This is a genomic window from Kitasatospora fiedleri (assembly GCF_948472415.1).
GTDB classification, from domain to species: Bacteria; Actinomycetota; Actinomycetes; order Streptomycetales; family Streptomycetaceae; genus Kitasatospora; species Kitasatospora fiedleri.
Map to the genome: position 1 here is coordinate 1,256,448 of NZ_OX419519.1, position 16,702 is coordinate 1,273,149.

General features: G+C 75.5%; 14 protein-coding genes. 4 read left to right on the top strand and 10 right to left on the bottom strand.

What is annotated here, in order from left to right:
- Positions 1–114: 114 nt before the first annotated feature.
- From QMQ26_RS06140 to QMQ26_RS06155, 4 genes are all read right to left on the bottom strand, one after another.
- Positions 115–939 (bottom strand): ABC transporter ATP-binding protein, encoded by an 825-nt coding sequence (locus QMQ26_RS06140; RefSeq protein ID WP_404814156.1) that lies wholly within the window; start codon positions 937–939, stop codon positions 115–117.
- Positions 940–988: 49 nt separating this feature from the next.
- Entirely contained in the window at positions 989–2,038 is a 1,050-nt protein-coding gene (locus tag QMQ26_RS06145) for a taurine ABC transporter substrate-binding protein (RefSeq protein WP_100835209.1), read from the bottom strand.
- Between the two features lie 38 nt (positions 2,039–2,076).
- Positions 2,077–2,928, bottom strand: coding sequence for an ABC transporter permease (locus QMQ26_RS06150; protein WP_404814077.1), 852 nt, complete (start codon positions 2,926–2,928; stop codon positions 2,077–2,079).
- 62 nt (positions 2,929–2,990) lie between these two features.
- Positions 2,991–4,112: an LLM class flavin-dependent oxidoreductase gene (locus tag QMQ26_RS06155; RefSeq protein ID WP_282205034.1), complete on the bottom strand. Its 1,122-nt coding sequence runs from the start codon at positions 4,110–4,112 to the stop codon at positions 2,991–2,993.
- A 691-nt stretch (positions 4,113–4,803) separates the two neighbouring features.
- On the opposite strand from QMQ26_RS06155, the gene QMQ26_RS06160 reads away from it, so the two are divergent.
- Positions 4,804–5,601 (top strand): lytic polysaccharide monooxygenase, encoded by a 798-nt coding sequence (locus QMQ26_RS06160; protein WP_100835212.1) that lies wholly within the window; start codon positions 4,804–4,806, stop codon positions 5,599–5,601.
- A gap of 515 nt (positions 5,602–6,116) precedes the next feature.
- Here QMQ26_RS06160 and QMQ26_RS06165 read toward each other — a convergent pair.
- The 6 genes from QMQ26_RS06165 to tyrS all read right to left on the bottom strand — a co-directional run bounded on the left by QMQ26_RS06165 (position 6,117) and on the right by tyrS (position 13,234).
- Positions 6,117–7,718, bottom strand: a complete 1,602-nt coding sequence (locus QMQ26_RS06165; protein ID WP_282205035.1) for a cytochrome P450 — start codon at positions 7,716–7,718, stop codon at positions 6,117–6,119.
- A 92-nt stretch (positions 7,719–7,810) separates the two neighbouring features.
- Entirely contained in the window at positions 7,811–8,491 is a 681-nt protein-coding gene (locus QMQ26_RS06170; protein WP_282205036.1) for a GTP-binding protein, read from the bottom strand.
- The gene (locus QMQ26_RS06175; RefSeq protein WP_100835214.1) at positions 8,472–8,825 is read right to left on the bottom strand and encodes a DUF742 domain-containing protein; all 354 of its coding nucleotides are present in this window, start codon (positions 8,823–8,825) and stop codon (positions 8,472–8,474) included. The genes QMQ26_RS06170 and QMQ26_RS06175 overlap by 20 nt, the downstream gene beginning before the upstream one ends.
- Positions 8,826–9,069: 244 nt before the next feature.
- The gene (locus QMQ26_RS06180; protein ID WP_030462807.1) at positions 9,070–9,477 is read right to left on the bottom strand and encodes a roadblock/LC7 domain-containing protein; all 408 of its coding nucleotides are present in this window, start codon (positions 9,475–9,477) and stop codon (positions 9,070–9,072) included.
- On the bottom strand, positions 9,474–11,297 hold the full coding sequence (locus tag QMQ26_RS06185; protein WP_404814078.1) for a sensor histidine kinase: 1,824 nt from the start codon (positions 11,295–11,297) through the stop codon (positions 9,474–9,476). The genes QMQ26_RS06180 and QMQ26_RS06185 overlap by 4 nt, the downstream gene beginning before the upstream one ends.
- Positions 11,298–11,830: 533 nt before the next feature.
- Positions 11,831–13,234, bottom strand: coding sequence for a tyrosine--tRNA ligase (gene tyrS, locus QMQ26_RS06190; RefSeq protein WP_282205037.1), 1,404 nt, complete (start codon positions 13,232–13,234; stop codon positions 11,831–11,833).
- A 648-nt stretch (positions 13,235–13,882) separates the two neighbouring features.
- Here tyrS and QMQ26_RS06195 point away from each other — a divergent pair.
- The 3 genes from QMQ26_RS06195 to QMQ26_RS06205 all read left to right on the top strand — a co-directional run bounded on the left by QMQ26_RS06195 (position 13,883) and on the right by QMQ26_RS06205 (position 16,653).
- Complete coding sequence (locus QMQ26_RS06195; protein WP_282205038.1) at positions 13,883–14,551, top strand: DUF5995 family protein; 669 nt, start codon at positions 13,883–13,885, stop codon at positions 14,549–14,551.
- Between the two features lie 153 nt (positions 14,552–14,704).
- Complete coding sequence (locus QMQ26_RS06200; protein ID WP_282205039.1) at positions 14,705–16,243, top strand: hypothetical protein; 1,539 nt, start codon at positions 14,705–14,707, stop codon at positions 16,241–16,243.
- Positions 16,244–16,308: 65 nt separating this feature from the next.
- The gene (locus QMQ26_RS06205; RefSeq protein WP_282205040.1) at positions 16,309–16,653 is read left to right on the top strand and encodes a hypothetical protein; all 345 of its coding nucleotides are present in this window, start codon (positions 16,309–16,311) and stop codon (positions 16,651–16,653) included.
- The last annotated feature ends 49 nt before the right edge of the window (positions 16,654–16,702 follow it).

A 16,702-nucleotide genomic window follows, 5' to 3' on the forward strand; every position in this document is an offset into this window, starting at 1 on the left:
TTCCCGCCGCGCCCGCCCGGCAAGCCTGCGGGACGGGCGGACGGACGATCGGACCGAGCGCCGCCGTGAACCCCGGTCCTCGGCCGTTGCCGGACACGCTGGCGTGACGGTCCGTCAGGCGGACCCGGCGGCCTCCCGCAGGGTGCGGGAGAGCGTGCCGCGCAGGTGGGCGAACTCGGGGGTGCCGCGCAGCGCGGCGGGGTCGGTGGCGCTGTCGCGGGGCAGGTCGACGGGCAGGTCGGCGACCACCCGGCCGGGGTCGGCGGCCATCACCAGGACCCGGGAGCCGAGCAGCACCGCCTCGTCCACCGAGTGCGTGACGAACAGCACGGCGGTGCCGGCCCGGGCGGTGAGGGTGCGCAGTTCCTCCTGGAGGCGTTCGCGGGTGAGCGCGTCCAGGGCGGCGAACGGCTCGTCGAGCAGCAGCAGCCGGGGCCGGCCGGCCAGCGCCCGGGCGATGGCGACCCGCTGCTGCTGGCCGCCGGACAGCTCCCAGGTGCGCCGCCCGGCGTAACCGGACAGGCCGACCAGGTCGAGCAACTCGGCTGTGCGGGCGGCCCGTTCGGCCCGGGGCAGGCCGTGCCGGGCGAGCGCGAAGGCCAGGTTGCCGCCGACGGTGCGCCACGGGAACAGCCGCGGCTGCTGGAACACCAGCCCGGTGCCGTGCCCGGGTCGGGGCGGCGCGCCTTGCACCAGCGCGCCGCCCTCGACGGCCGGTTCGAACCCGGCGACCACCCGCAGCAGGGTGGTCTTGCCGCAGCCGGACGGGCCGACCAGGACGACGAACTCCCCCTCCGCGACGGTCAGCGAGACGTCGTGGACGGCGGTCACCTCCCGCCCGGCCCGCCGCCGTCCCCGGGTGCCGCCGTACCGGACCGTGATCCGGTCCAACGCGACTGCGGGGGCCGTGCGTTCGGCCGCCTCGGCCACCTCGCTCACCTCGGCCGCCTTGCCCGCCTCGGCCGCCCCGGTCGGCGGTCCGGGCGCCTCAGCCGGTGACACGGGCCAGCTCCTCCACGGCCAGCGCCTTGGCGAACACCGAGGCGTCGGGCACCGCGTCGATCTTCTGCTGGCCCTTCAGGAACACCGCGGCGTCGTGCAGGTTGTCGGCGAGCTTGCCGGGCGCGCCTGGCTTGCCCAGGTAGTCGGGGCCGGCCTGTTCGGCGGCGGTGAGCAGGACGAGCTGCTTGAGCTGGGCGAGCGCGTCGGCGGGGCTGAGGTTGAGCTCCTTGGCGATCGAGGCGGCGGCCTGCTCGGGGTCGCTCTTGGCGAGCGTGACGGCCTGGTCCTCGGCCTTGAGCCAGGCGGTGACGATCTCGGGGTGGGCCTGGGCGAAGGCGTTCGTGACCACGCCGAGGTCGGCGGTGCGCTTGCCCTGGTCGGCGAGCTGGCGGCTGGTCACCAGCACCTTGCCGTCCTTCTCCAGCTCGGTGAGGGTGGGCGTCCAGGTGTAGGCGGCGTCGATGTCGCCGCGCTTCCAGGCGGCCAGCGCGTCCTGCGGCTGGAGGTCGATGACGTTCACCTTCGCCGGGTCGACGCCGGCCGCCTGGAGGGCGGCCAGCAGCGAGTAGTGCGAGGTGGAGCCGAACGGGGTGGCGACCTTCTTGCCGACCAGCTGCTCCACCGAGGTGATGCCGCCGCGGGCGACCAGCGCCTCGTTCTCGCCGATCAGGTCGTGCACCCAGAGCACCTTGTACGGGATGTTCAGCGGCGCGGCCAGGCCCTTGGTGACGGGGCTGGAGCCGGCCAGTCCGAAGTCGACCGAGCCGGCCAGGACGGCGGTGTTGACGTCGCCGCCGGAGTCGAACTTCACCCACTTGACGTCGGCGTCGGGCAGCGCCTGCTCCAGCAGCCGCTTGTCCTTCACCACCAGGTCGGCGTTGGGTATCTCCTGGTAGGCGATCCGGACGGTGGTTCTGCCCTTGCCGTCGGCGCTGCCGGACCCGGAGCTGGAGCAGGCGGTGGCGGCGGCGGTCAGCAGCACGGCCGCGGTGGCGGCGGTGGCGGCGCGCAGGACGGTACGGCGGTTCTCGGACATGACGAACTCCCTTGTTGGGATGAAGGATTGACGAATGGTCAGGCGCGTCCGCGCCAGGGCACGGCGAGCCGTTCGACGGCCTTGAGCAGGCCGTCCAGGACGATGCCGGACAGGCCGATGGTGATGATTCCGGCGAGCACGACGGCGGTCTGGTTGTAGCGCTGGGCGTCGCGGATCATGCCGCCGATGCCGGGCACCCCGTTGATGGTCTCGGCGGCCACCACCGAGGTGTACGCGACGCCGACGGCGATCCGCACCCCGGTGAGGATCTCGGGCAGCGCGGCGGGCAGCACCACCCCGCCCAGCAGCGACCAGCGGCCCGCGCCGAGCGCCCGGGCGGCCTCCAGCAGGTCGCCGGGCACCCCGCGCACGGCGGCCGCGGTGGCGGCGGCGACCGGCGGCAGCGCGGCGATCAGCAGCAGCCAGACCTTGGGCGACTCGTCGATGCCGAACCAGATCACCAGCAGGCTCAGGTAGGCCAGCGGCGGCAGGGTGCGCAGGAAGGTGACGGCGGGTTCCAGCACCACCGCGACCGGGCGCAGGGTGCCGATCGCCAGGCCGAGCGCGGTGCCGAACAGGACCGCCCAGCCGGTGCCCTGGGCGATCCGGCGCAGGCTGGCGGCGAGGTGCTCGCCCAACAGGTGGCCGCTGTAGCCGCGGACGCCGTCGTGGACGGTGGAGGCGAGCACGAACTGGTGCCACACCTCGCCCGGCGAGGGCACCAGCACCCGTGGCCACACCTGGAGTTGGACGACGAGCTGCCAGCCGGCCAGCAGCGCGGCGAGCGCCAGGGCGCGCAGCGCCGTCCAGCGCAGCGCCTCGGCCACCCGGCCCCGGGCGGCCCCGCCCCGCGCGCCCGCCGCGCCCGTCACGTCCGCTGTTCCCGTCACGCCCGGCGTTCCCGCCGTGCCGGCCGCCGTACCGACCGTCGTGCCGGTCCCCGTCGCCGCGCTCATGCCGCGTCCCGTTCGGCCAGCAGGGCGCGCACCCGGGGGACGACCTCCTCGCCGACCCGGTACGCCTCCTCCAGGTGCGGGTAGCCGGAGAGGATGAACTCGTCGACGCCCAGGGCCCGGTACTCGGCGAGGCGGGCGGCGACCTCGTCGTGCGAGCCGACCAGGGCGGTGCCGGCGCCCTCCCGGACCAGGCCGATGCCGGCCCACAGGTTGGGGGCGACCAGCAGGTCGCGGGCGGCGGCGGTGCCGCCGCCGTGCAGGGCCGCCATCCGGGCCTGGCCGGTGGAGTCCATCGCCGCGAACCGGGCCTGGCTGGCCCGGACGGCCGCCGGGTCGATGCCGGACAGTATCCGGTCGGCCTCGGCCCACGCCTGCTCGGCGGTGTCGCGGCTGATCACGTGCAGCCGCAGCCCGTACCGCAGGGTGCGCCCCTGCTCGGCGGCGATCGCGCGCAGCCGGGTGATCCGCTCGGCGATCGCCGCCGGCGGTTCGCCCCACAGCAGTTGGACGTCGGCGCGGCGGGCGGCGACCTGCTCGGCGGCGGGCGAGGCGCCGCCGAAGTACAGCGGGACGGGGTGCTCGACGGCGGGGTCGACGAGCTGGGCGTCGACGAGTTGCAGGTGCTCGCCCCGGCGGTCGACGCGCTTGCCGTCCAGCAGGTCGCGCAGCGCGGCCATCACCTCGTCGGTGCGGGCGTAGCGCTCGTCGTGGGCCAGATGGTCGCCGTAGGCGCGCTGTTCGGCGGGGTCGCCGCCGGTGACCACGTTCAGCCGCAGCCGGCCGCCGGCCAGGCGGCGGAAGGAGTCGGCCTGCTGGGCGAGCAGGGTGGGGCTGGCGAAACCGGCCCGGAAGGCGACCAGGAAGCCGATCCGGCGGGTGTGCTGGGTGAGCGCGGTGGCCAGGACCCACGGGTCGACGCAGCCGAGGCCGACCGGCGCGAGCAGCGCGGTGAACCCGGCCTGCTCGGCGGCCCGGGCGACCTGCGCCAGGTAGTCGACGTCGGCGGGCCGGCGGGTCGCGGCACCGGTGCGGCCCTGCACGGCGGTGACGCCGCCGGGGTCGCGGCCGTCGCCGCCGGTGGGCAGGAACCAGTGGAACACGGGGGTTCGGTCGGGCACGGGGGTCCTCTTCTCCGGGGGCGGCCGAGGCGGCGGGCGGGACAGCGGGCGGGGCTCGCACCCGGGCGTGCCGGGCGTGCCGGGCTTACCGGGCGCACCGGGTCGTACGGTCGGCAGGATGCGGGCGCGGCGACGGCGCCCTCCGCACCCGCTGCGGACGCGGGGGGTGCGGACGCGGGGGGTGCGGACGCGCAGGTGCGGCGGGGTACGGGCGAAGCCGGGGGTGTGCGGCGCTCAGGCGCGGCGACAGGCAGCGGAACACACCCGGAGAAGGTCGATGTGACCCCGGGTGGTGAGGAATACGCGCTGCGACATGCGCCGGAAGCTACCACGTTCCGGCCGGTCAGGGGTCGAGAACGTCCACATCGCGGTCACCGCGTCCACGATCCGGACGGCCGGTCGAAGTGGTCGGCGCCACGGGACTTTTCGGCCAACCCCGGTGACGTTCGATCAGTTATTCGACGGACCGCGCCTACTGGAAACAAACCTTTCGTTCAACCACTTGACCACGCCCGGTACGCCGCTATCGTCTCCCCCAGCAGTCGGTCTAGACCTATGACCGTCTCCGGCCTGTCGCAACGGTCGTACGGAGGAGCCCCGTTCGTGTCCGCCCCACCGCGGCACGACGGGGACCGCCGCACCTGGACGGTCCAGGACGGACCTGAACCCCCACATCAGGAAGGCACCCCACATGCAGACCAAGAGAAAGGTGACCGCCGTCGTCGGCGCGCTGGTCGCCCCCCTGCTCGGCATGACCATGAGCGCGGGCACCGCCAGCGCCCACGGCTGGATCACCAACCCGGCGAGCCGCCAGGACCAGTGCGCCAACAACGTGGTCAGCTGCGGCCAGATCAAGTACGAACCGCAGAGCGTCGAGGGCCCGAAGGGCCTGTTCACCTGTTCCGGCGGTCACTCCGAGTACGCCGAGCTGGACAACGACAACCTGGGCTGGAAGGTCACCAACGTGTCCTCCGTCCAGACCTTCACCTGGCACTTCACCGCCCGGCACTCCACCGCGAACTGGCAGTACTACATCGGCAACAAGCTGATCGCCACGTTCCCCGGCAACAACGCCCAGCCGCCGGCCGACCTCAGCCAGACCGTGAACTTCGGCAGCTACACCGGCCGCCAGAAGGTCCTCGCGGTGTGGAACATCTCGGACACCGCGAACGCGTTCTACTCCTGCATCGACGTCAACATCGGCGGCACGGGCGGGACGACGGGCGGCACCACCGGCGGCACCACGGGCGGGACGACCGGCGGGACGACGGGTGGCACCACCGGCGGCACGACCGGCGGCACCACGGGCGGGACCACCGGCGGCACCGGTAGCTGCACGACCGCCGCCTGGAACGCGACCGCGGCGTACAGCGCCGGCCAGACCGTCTCCTACGGCGGCCACAACTGGCGCGCCAAGTGGTGGACCCAGGGCGAGCAGCCCGGCACCACCGGCCAGTGGGGCGTCTGGGACGACCTCGGCGCCTGCTGACGAGCCACCCGGCACCCCGCGAAACCGCTTGACCGACCGACGGCCCCCTGTGGGGGAGGGCCGCCCGACCCGGCCCGGCACCAGGCCCCCGACCCGCACCCGGGTCGGGGGCCCACGCGTTCCCGAGCCCCACCCGGGACCCCGGCCGACCGTCCGCCCCGGCCGCGACCGCCACGCCCCGAACCGTCGCCGCGACCTCCGCGGTCCTCGCGCCCCCAGCTTCCTGGACGCGCTGCGCGCGCACGCCATGCGCTTCACCGGGCACGACCTGGACGGTGAGGTCCGGGCCACCGGACTGCCCGGCCACCCGTGCTACCTACCTGGCCGCCCTGTTGCAGCCGGAGCTGACCCCGGAGCACGAGGGCCCGCGTCCGTTCGTCCGCGCCTTCGCCCGGGCCTCGGCCGGGACGGCGGCAGGCCGGACCACCGCCCCGACCCGGATTTCGGCCCAGATCCCGGGTCCGGCCCCGGCTCGCCCCTCCCGGTAAGGCCGGGGCGGAGACCGGCCGCCCCCGTCAGCCCCGGAGCCGGGCCAGCAGCGCACCCCACCAGCCGCGCCGCTGCGAGGGCACCACCGGCGGCGCGGGCGGCAGCGGCGGCGTGACGGCCACCGGGGCGGGCGCCATGCGCGACGGGGTGGCGGCGGGCGTCCGCGGGCCGGGCACGGACGGCCCGAACGCCGTCGCCGAACTCGACGGGTACGGCGCGGACGACACGGTCGGCGCGGTCGGCGCGGACGACACGGTCGGCGCGGTCTCCGGATACCGCGAGGTCGACGGGTACGACGGGTTCGGGGGGACGGCCCCGGCGGCCGGTGCCGCCGCCTGCGGCTGAAGGGCGGCGCGCGGGGTGAAACGGGCCGGCAGCTCGGTCAGGTGCCGGGACATCCAGTTGCCCCGCCAGACCAACTGGTCCTCGTCCACCGAGAGTTGGAGGTCGGGCAGCCGGGTGAGCAGGATGTCGATGCCGGACTCGGCGATCGCCCGCCCGATCTCCTGCCCGGGGCACTCGTGCGGGCCGCTGCCGAACGCCAGGTGCGAGCGGTTGCCGAACAGCGGGGTGTCCAGGTCGGGCCGGACCGCCGGGTCGGCGTTGCCCGCCGCGACGCCGAGCAGCAGCATGTCGCCGGCCTTGATGGCCTGCCCGCCGAGTTCGGTGTCGCCGGTCGCCCAGCGGCCGGGCACTAGCATGAACGGCGGTGAGTCCCAGAGCACTTGGTCGAGGGCGTCCGGCAGGGTCATCTGGCCGCCCGACAGGTGGGCGCGGAAGCGGCTGTCGGTGAGGACCATCTTCAGCGTCTCGGAGATCAGGTTGATGGTGGTCTCGTTGGCGGCCAGCAGCACCGAGCGCAGGTGCTCCAGCACCTCGTCCTCGCTCAGCCCGGACGGGTGCTCGATCAGCCAGGTGATCAGGTCCTGGCCGGGCTCGTCGCGCTTGCGCTCCACGGTGCGGCGCAGCGACTCGACCACGTACTCGTTGCTGGCGACGGACGTCTCGGTGCCCTTGACCAGGTCGCGGGCGGCCTCGACCAGCCGCGGGCCGTACTCCTCGGGCATGCCGAGGAGTTGGGTCATCACCAGCATCGGCAGGTGCTCGGCGAACCGGGAGACCAGGTCGACCCGGCCGCTGTCGCCGAACTCGGCGATCAGCTGGTCGGAGAACCGGGTGACGTAGCGCCGCATGCCGCGCCGGTCGAAGCGGTTCAGGCCGTCGGTGACGGCGACCCGCAGCCGACGGTGCTCCTCGCCGTCGACGAAGGAGCAGGTCGGCTGCCAGGCGATCACCGGCAGCACCGGGGAGTCGGGGGCGACCCGGCCCTCCCGGAACTCGGTCCAGCGCCGGGAGTCCCGGGAGAACCGGGACGGGGTGCGCATCGCGGTCAGGTTCGCCGAGTAGCCCAGCACCAGCCAGGCCGGCAGGTCGCCGTGCAGCAGGACGGGCGCGACCTCGCCGTGTTCGGTGCGCAGCTTCTCGTAGAAACCGGCCGGGTCGGCCTCGGCCTCGGGGCCGAACAGCCGCAGCAGTCCACCGCCCGGCGGCCCCCCGGCGGCGCGGTGGGCGGGACAGCCGGGCGGCGGGACGGGCGCGCCCTGGTACGCGTGCTCTTCGTACGTCACGGGATGACTCCGGGGAGAGGGGGAGGAGTTGACGGGCCGCGGGCGGCCGGTGGGCGGCGGTCGGGACGGCGGGACGGCGGGACGGCGGGACGTCAGCCGACCGGCTGGGCCGAGGGCGCCGGGGCCGGGACGGACCCGCCGGACGCACCGGACCCGCCGGGCCCGCCCGGCTGGGCGGCGAGGTCGTAGAGGTACCGCATCAGGGCCATCAGCACGTCCCGGCTGGACTCCCGGGAGCGGGCGTCGCAGTGGACGATCGGCACGTGGTGCGGCAGGTCGAGCGCGGCGCGCAGTTCCTCGACGGGGTAACGGGGCGACTCCGGGAAGCCGTTGAGCGCGACCACGAACGGCACCCCGCGGTCCTCCAGCCGGCCCAGGACGTCGAAGGAGACCTCCAGCCGACGGGTGTCGACCAGCACGACCGCACCCAGCGCGCCCTCGAACAGGCCGTTCCAGAGGAACCAGAAGCGCTCCTGGCCCGGCGTGCCGAAGACGTACAGCACCAGTTCGTCGCTGATGGTGATCCGGCCGAAGTCCATCGCCACGGTGGTGGAGTCCTTGCGCTCCACCCCGGCCAGGTCGTCGATGCCGACGCCCGCCTCGGTCATGGTCTCCTCGGTGGTCAGCGGGCGGATCTCGCTGACCGCGCCGACCAGGGTGGTCTTGCCGACCCCGAAGCCGCCGACGATGACGACCTTGACGGCGGTGGCCACGGTCGCCGGGAGCAGCTCGGCCTCGCGCGGCCCGCGCGGCTCAGAGCCGTTGAAGTCCATGGATCACTGCCTCCAGCAGGGAAAGGTCGGGAAGGGCGGCCGGCGGGACGGGGGCGCGGACCTCGATCCGGCGCTCGGCGAGCAGGTCCGCCAGCAGGACGGTGACCAGGCTGTTCGGCAGCCGCAGGTAGGCGGAGATCTCGGCGACCGAGAGCGGGGAGCCGCAGATCCGCAGGATCGCGGCGTGCTCGGGCTGCATGGTGGGCTCGGGCCGGGCGCGGGCGACGACCAGTGTGACCAGGTCGAACCCGGCGGTGGCGGACTTGCGGTCGCGCCCCCCGCTGATCACGTAGAGCCGCTCCGGGTTGGCGTCCGCCCAGTCCTGGTTGCTCATCCCCGCACCTCGGTGTGGCCGACGGCCGGTCGGCGCGTCGGCGGTGTTCCGGTGGTTCCGGCCGTCCCGGCGGCTGCGACTGGCGCCGCTGCCGCCGCCGCTGCCGCATCGGGCCCGGCGGGCGGTGCGTCCGCCCGGCCCGGCCGTGACCCGGCCCGACGGAGCGCCCGCCGTCCGGCTCGTGGCCCGACGGAGCGCCCGGCCCCTGGCCCGACCCGTCGGCCGGTCGGGTCGGCGGCGCGACTCACGCGATCTGCTCGCTGCCGCGGACGGGTGTGGTCAGGTGCTCGCCGATCCGGGCGACCAGGTCGCGCATCCGCTGGCCGACCAGGCCCGCGTCCACGCCCTCGTCCGCGAGGACCGCCAGGTAGGCCCGGGAGCCGGCCGCCATCAGGTAGAAGAAGCCGCCGCCGACCTCGATCACCACCAGCCGCATCCGCCCGTCGCCGTGCGGGAACTCGTGGCCGACCGCGTTGGCCAGGCTCTGGAGTCCGGCGCAGGCCGCGGCCAGCCGGTCCGCGGTGTCGGGGTCGGTGCCGTGCTGGGCCAGCCGCAGGCCGTCCGCGGACAGCACGATGACGTGCCGGATGCACGGGACGGTCTCCGCGAGGTCCTTGAGCATCCAGTCCATGTTGGTCCGTTGCTGAATCACTTGTCGCCTTTCCCTGCTGATTCGTCACTGGCGTGGCTGCCGCCGCCCGGCCCGGCGGCCGGCGCGGTGCCGTTGACGCCGTCGGTGAAGGCGGCCAGCCACAGGCCGGGTTGGACCGGCTCGGGGGCGGGTGCGGGTACGGGTGTCTGCGGCGCGGCCGCGGCCCGCACCGCGGGCGCCGGGGCCTGGGTCGGGGCAGGGGCCGGCGTCCGGGCCGGGGCCTGCTGCGCGGGGCGGGAAGCACCGAAGCGGGACGGCGCGGCGTGCCGGCGGCGCTGGGGCAGCCCGTTCGCGGTGCGCTCGAACACCTGGGGCGCGTCGTCCTCGTACGGCTTGGACGCCGGCCCGGACGCCGCCGCGGACGCCGGCCCGGACGCCGCCGCGGGCACGGCGCGCGGGAACGTCCCGCCGGAAGGGGCCGGGAACGTCCCCGGCGCGGAGGCCGGGAAGGCCGCGGTGGCGGCGAAGCCTCCGGCGGGGGTGTGCGTGGCGGCGGCGGGGTGCGGGCGGGGCGCGGTGTCCGCGAACTCGGCGCCGGGCACCGGCGGGTAGGGCTCGCCGTCGTACTGGCCGCCCGGCCCCTGGGGGGAGGGGAAGGCCAGCGGGGTGGTGGTGGCGATCCGGCCGATGCCGTGGGCGCGGCTGGGCGCGGGCGCGGTGGTGATGTACGCCTCGGGGACGATCAGCACCGCGCGCACGCCGCCGTACGCGGAGGGGCGCAGCGAGACCTGGAAGCCGTAGGCGCGGGCGAGTCGGCCGACCACGGCGAGGCCGAGCCGGGGGGCCTCGCCGAGGCCGTTGAGGTCGATGCCGGACTCGGCCTCGGCCAGCATCCGTTCGGCCCGGGCGCGGCCCTCCTCGCCGAGGCTGAGGCCGCCGTCCTCGATCTCGATGGCGATGCCGGTCTGCACCTCGACGGCGGTGAGGTGGACGTTGGTCTGCGGCGGCGAGTAGCGGGTGGCGTTGTCGAGGAGTTCGGCGAGCGCGTGGATCAGCGGTTCGACGGCGGGGCCGACTACGGCGACCTCGGAGACCGGGTGGAGTTCGACCCGGCGGAAGTCGAGGATGCGGGAGATGCCGCCGCGCAGCACGCTGTACAGCGGGACGGGGTTGTTCCACTGGCGGCCGGGGCGGGCGCCGCCGAGCACGGCGATGGAGTCGGCGAGGCGGCCGATCAGGGCGTTGCCGTGGTCGAGCAGCAGCAGGTCGTCGAAGACCGCGGGGTCGTCGCCGTGCCGGTCCTCCATCTTGCGCAGGTCGATGGCCTGGCGGTGGACGATGGCCTGGACCCGGCGGGCGATGTTGACGAAGGCGCGCTGCGCGGACTCGCGCATCGCCTCCTCGTTGTCGACGGCGTCCAGGACGGCGCGCAGCACGGCGTAGCGGAAGTCGTGGAACTCGTCGCCGGCGTTGTCGACGCGCTGCTGCTCGTAGGAGCGGAGCACGTCGGTGATGAACTCGCCGCCCTGCATCCGGGCGACGGCCTGCGGGAGTTCGTTCCTGGCGAGTTCGAGCATGCCGGCCTGCTGCCGGGCCAGGCGGTGCCGCTGCTGGGCGTCCTGCCGGGCGGCCTCCTCGTGGGCCAGTTCCAGTGCGCGGCCCCGGCGCACCGCTTCGTACCCCGCCACCGCCACGGCCGCGGCGCCCACCAGGCCGCACCAGATGATCCCCGAGGTCGCCGCGCCCGGGTTCGCCGCGGCGGCGAGGCCGACGGCCGCGCCGATCACCGCCACGGGCAGCAGACAGACGAGCACGGCCGCGGGCAGCCGTCCTCCTGAAGACGATCCGTCTGGTGACGATCCGGCTCGAAGCATCAGCATCCTCATACGCTCGGAGGGGACAGGGGGGTGGGCGGGGCCGGGCGGTGCGGCGGGGCCCGGGCGCGAAGCAGCATAGCCGGTGCACGGAGGACCTGACGGCTCGTCAGGTCTCTTTTCCCCCAGGAGATTTGCTCCTCCGGGAGGCCGCTCCCCGGGCCCGCCCGGGCAGGCCGGACCGCCGCGCGCCCGACTCATAGGCTTGTCGCACCATGCGCCCCCGGAGTAGCCCCACCCGCCGGATTCACCCGGACGAGCGGCAGTCCCGGCAAACCTTCGACCACGGCCGGTCGAAACTGCTAGGGCCCGCCATCGAACCCGCGACCGCCCCTGCGACGGGGGTTCGAGGGCTGGCCCCGGTCCGACCCGGACGCTGCCGCGCACCCCGTTCACGGCTCCTCCGCAGCCCGGCGGCGGGCTCCGGGCCAGGGCCCACCATGGGCCCCGTCCTCCCCCGGGGCCCGATGGCGGCCCGCACCGACCCGGTCCTCCGCACCACCCCCTGACCCGCCCCGCTCCTCCCCCACCCGCTCAGGTCAGTTCCAGCACCTTCCGCCCGCAGCGCAGGAACACCCGGCGGGTGGCGGTCGGGCGGGCGAGGCCGTGGGCGCCGAGGACGACGAGCAGGCGCTCGTCCGCGTCGGTGCGGGTGAGCGGGACGGTGTGCTGCGCGCCGTCGGTGTGTTCGACGACGAGCCTGAGGCCGCCCGCCGCGGCGACCCGGCGGACCTGGTTGAGGCTGGGCAGCTCGCCGCTGACCTTGACCAGCAGGTCGCCGAGGGTGGCCGCGCCGTGCGCGGCCGGGTCGACGGCGGGCAGCGGCCCCGCCTGGGAGTAGCGGCGCACCGCGTACCGCGCCCGGAACGCGTCCCGGGCGGCGATCGCGGCGTCCTCCCGTGCACGGTGGCGGTGACGGCGGCGGCCAGCAGGGTCTTCGCCGCCACCGGGTGCCGGCGGCCGTCGCCGACCTGGGCGAGCAGCAGCTCGACCTCCCCGTCGAGGAGTTCGGTGAGCGCCCGGAGGTACCCGGGCAGCAGCCGGTCCGCGCAGGCCATCAGGCGGCCGAACATCTCCTCGGCGGGGAAGCCCAGGGCGACGTAGTTGTTCTTCGACTTGCTCATCTTGGCGCCGGTGCCGTCGGTGCCCTCGATCAGCCCGGTGGCCAGCACCACCTCGGGCCGCTGCCCGGCCGCCGCCATCACCCGGCGGCACATCTGCAGGTTGAGCAGCTGGTCGAGGCCGCCGAGTTCGAGGTCGGCGGCCAGTTCCACCGAGTCCGTCGCCATCACCACGGAGTAGACGAGTTCGGCGAGGGTGAGCCCGCTGCCCTCGGCGAGCCGGGTGCGGAAGTCCTCGCGCTGGAGCGCGGCGGAGGCGGGCAGCCGGGCCAGCACCGCCAGGAAGCTCGGCAGTGTCATCGGCGCCAGCCACTCGCTGTTGAAGCGGAACTCGGCGCGGGAGAAGTCGAAGAACGGGCCGACCTGCTGCCGGTAGGTGGCCACGTTGCGCCGGACGTCCTCCTCGGTGAGCGGCGGGCGCTCGGCGCTGCGGCCGGACGGGTCGCCGATCCGGGCGGTGACGTCGCCGACCAGGAACACCACCCGGTGGCCCATCCGCTGCAACCGGCTGGCCAGGATCATCGGCACGGCGTGCCCGAGGTGCACCTCCGCGCCGGTCGGGTCGATGCCGAACTTCACCGTCAACGGCCTTCCCTCGCCCAGCAGTTCGGCCAGCGACCGGACGCCGGGCAGCACCTGGGCGGCGCGTGCCCCGAGCAGTTCGGCCTGCCGCTGCGGGCCGAGCCCCGACAGGTCGGCGCACCGGCGCCCGGCCAGCAGCCCGAGCAGTCGGCCCAGCTCCGGGCCCTCCCGCCACTCCCCCTCGTCCTCGATCAGTTCACGGATCTGTGCGGTGGTGCGGTCGAACGCGGTGGCGGTCATGGCCATCCTCTCGGGGGGCGTCGGCGTACGGCGGCACGGCAGGCACGCGGGCACAGCGAACACAGCGACGCGATGGACGCGGTGGGCGCGGTGGGCGCGGCCGGGCGGCACGGGACGACGGAGGCGGGGGGTTCGGAGGAGGCCGGACGGCAGCGCTGCCGGCCGGCCCGCGAAGGGGCGACCGCCCACGGCTCGCGGCAGGTGCCGGCGCCCGGCTGCGCCCGGTCGGAGGCGCAGCAGGCACGGCAGGGTGAGCGCGTCGGCGCGTCAGTACGTCACTACGTCAGCGCGTCAACGGGATCGTCCGAAGGGCCGGGAGACCCGGCCGCCCACGGAAGGAGGGCAGGCCGGAGGGCGGTGCGAGCCGCCACTAATATCGCTTCACCACGCGAACCTCCGGGGACAGGGAACGGCGGGAGCGCGAACCGCGCCCGGCACCGCCGTCGCCGCCCATGCTGCCGCATCTCCCCCGCCCCGCGCACCCGGTTTTTCCCCGCCCCGCGCACCCGGTTTCCCCCGTCCCGCGCGCCGCGGTTTTCCACCCGCCCGCACCACGTGTGCGCCTTGGCAGCGGCGCCCCCGGCTGCGAAGGTGACGGAGTATCAGCCCACCATCCCCTTGTCCGATCATCCTGATGGGAGCGTGCGCATGACCGCACCGGTACTGACGGTGGACCAGGTGGTCGACCGGATGACGGACCTGGCCGCCGAACTCCCGCCCCGCGACGGGGTCGCCGTGTTCAACGCGATGTACCTGACCGTCACCCGGCTGGTCCGCGACCACCTCACCGCCGGGTACTTCGACGACCCGGCCGCCATGGCCGAACTCGACGCCGTCTTCGCCGCCCGCTACCTCGCCGCCGTCGACGACGACCGCGCCGCACGCCGCCCCGCCGCCTGCTGGCGCCCGCTGTTCGAGCTGCGCGCCGCCCCGGGCGTCCACCCGCTCCAGTTCGCCCTGGCGGGCATGAACGCCCACATCGAGAACGACCTCCCGCTCGCCGTCCTCGACACCTGCCGCCTCACCGACCGCACCCCCGACCGGCTGCACGCCGACTACCTGCGGATCAACGCCCTGCTCGCCCGGGTCGAGGCCCAGGTCCGCGCCTCCCTGCTGCCCGTCCCGGCCGGCGGCGCGCTGCTGCACGTGCTGTCGGTCTGGAGCATCGACCGCGCCCGCGACGCCGCCTGGGCCTCCGTCCTCGCCCTGTGGGAGCTGCGCCGCCTGCCGCCCGCCCGCGCCCTGGTCGCCGACGCCCTCTCCGGCTCCGTCGGCATGGTCGGCCGCGCCCTGCTCACCCCGCTCAACCCGAACTGACCGCGCTCCGGGGCCTGACGGACCGGTGCCCGATGATGGTTCCACCGGCGGGACGGACGGGACGGGACGGACGCCGGAACGGCCTCCGGACGAGAGCGGACACGGGCACGGGCACGAGCACGGACACGGACACGAACACGGGACGGAACAGCCATGGCGAAGCGCACGAAGGACCAGCCGGGGTCGAAGCGCCGTGGCCCCGACCCGCGGCACTTCGTGCAGGTCGCCCGCCGGCCGAGCCTCGGCGTCGAGGTGTCGACGGGCCGGGCCTGGATCGGCGTCGACCAGCAGGTCGGCCACGGCTCCGCCGACGCCCTGTTCGCGCTGACGGAGGAGCAGTACGCCGCGGCGCTCGCCGGTGCGGGGCTGGGGCCGTTCGAGGGCGAGTGCTGGCGGGGCGAGCACGACGACCTGCTGCTGTTCCACCCGGGCGGCGGGTCCTGGTACCCGGAGCGGTGGTCCCCGTGCCGGGCCCGCATGCTGCCTCCCCGGTTCGAGGGCGAACTCTGGTGGCATGTCGACGCGTGGGACGAACCCGCGGACAGCGCCCGGGCCGAAGTGTCCCGAAGCCTCGCCGCCGGCCCGAACGGCGCCGCCGACCGGGTGTTCCGGCTGGTCGGCGACGGCGCCCACCCCCGCCCGGCCGCGCTGATCGGCGGGCTGGCCCCGGGCAGCGACCGCGCCCGGGCCCGGGCGGTCCTGGGCGATCCGGTGGAGGCGGGCGGCGACGTGTACGCCGTCGAGGGCGACCGGGTGCGGCTCGGGTACGCCGACGGCGGGCTGGTCGAGATCGCCCTGGAGCGCCCGGCCCCGCGGCCGCTGCCGGAGGGTCCGGTCCGCGCCTTCCTCGCCGTGCTCGGGGAGCCCGAGGCGGGCGCGGCCTTCCGGGAGGTGGCGCGGCTGGCCGGCGGTACGGGCCGCCGGTGGGCGGCGTCCTCCGGCTCCCCCCGGCGGCTGCTCGCGTTCGACGGCGGCGTCGAGGTGCAGGTCGAGGAGGGCCGGGTCCTGAGCGCCCGGGTCCGGTTCCGCCCGGACGCCTCCGGCCCGGCCTACCGGCACGCGCCCGACCTGCTCCCCGGGGTGGCCCGGCGGCCCACCCGCGCGGACTTCCACCGCGCGCTCGGCGCGCCGTCGGCGACCGGCGGGGGCACCGACCTGTACCGCTACGGCACCCGCGACCTCCTGGTCGAGTACGTCGAGCACGTCGAGCACGTCGAGCCCGTCGAGCACCTCGAATACGCGGCCGATACCGCGGACGCGGTGACGGCGGTCCTGCGCGGGACCAGCGCCCCGCCCGGCGTCCACCGTTGGCGTTCCGGCGAGTTCACGCTGTTCCTCGACGTCCTGGGCCACCCGGAGGCGCACCCGCTCGTCGCCCACGTGCGCGGCCTCCCCGGGGTGCACCTGACGCTCCGGCGCGGCGCCGTCACCGAGGTCGGGATCGGCGGCCGCGGCCACCGGAGCGAGCGCTTCGCGGCCTTCGTCGACGGGATGCCGGGCGAGCCCACCCGCGCGGACCTGCCGCTCGGGGCGCCCACCGAGCGCGGCCCGCACGACGACCTGTGGGACTTCGCCCGGGGCTGGGTCCACGTCCACTCCTCCGACGGGACGGCGGTCAGCACCGTCACCGTCCGCCGGGAGCCGCCGCACGGCCTCGCGGCACGCTCCCGGACGGCGCACCGCGACCGCTGACCGGCCCGCGGAGGAGGCGGCGCGGGCCCGGTGGCGCTGTCGTACCGCGCCCGTACGCTCCGGCCATGAGCGTCTCCCTCTACTACTCCGCGGACCGTGCGCTGCCGCTGACCGCGGCCGAGGCGTCCGCGGTCGCCCGCGTCGCCGCCGCCCACCTGGCGTCCTTCCCGTACCGGGACGAGGAGAGCCTGTACCTGTACGACCTGCACGAGGACGGCGGCGGCGAGCCGGAGCGGATCGTGGCGGGCTCCACCAAGCTGCCGCTCGACCCGGACCGGGCGCTGCCGGTGATCACCCACGTCCTGGCGGCGGTGACCGCCCTGCGCCGCGCCCTGCCCGGGGCGCGGTGGCACGTGCACCTGGACGACCTCGACGTCCCGTGGGACGAGCACGGCGGCTACGCCTTCTGACCTCCGGGCCGGGCGGGCGCGCGGAAGGGGCCGGGCACTCCCCCGGAGT